This window comes from Alkalihalophilus lindianensis (assembly GCF_032843265.1).
Taxonomy (GTDB): domain Bacteria; phylum Bacillota; class Bacilli; order Bacillales; family Bacillaceae_D; genus Alkalihalophilus; species Alkalihalophilus lindianensis.
In genome coordinates this window covers 1-244 of the sequence record NZ_JAWJBA010000866.1, presented here as the reverse complement: position 1 = coordinate 244, position 244 = coordinate 1, and the positions used below count along the sequence as shown (strand labels likewise).

1 protein-coding gene is annotated in these 244 nt (G+C 37.7%); it reads left to right on the top strand.

Annotated elements, in window-relative coordinates; all coding sequences use genetic code 11:
• Positions 1–244: type I 3-dehydroquinate dehydratase (locus RYX56_RS24600; RefSeq protein WP_336623199.1), on the top strand; the 244-nt coding region annotated here is incomplete at both ends.

Here is a 244-nt window from a genome sequence, read left to right as displayed (position 1 = left end):
CTTTTTCGAGCAGGTTGATGAGATAGAAAAGGTGAAAGATGCACTTACCCACATTCGAGCGATTCTCAAAGAGACTCCCATTATTTTTACTTTCAGAAGCGCAAAAGAAGGCGGTGAAAGAGAGATTGGCCTGGAGTATTACATAGAACTGAACAAAGCAATCATTGAAACCGGAAATGCGGATATGATTGATATTGAGTTATTTAATGAAGAAAAGGTAATCCAAATTTTAGTTGAAAAGGCC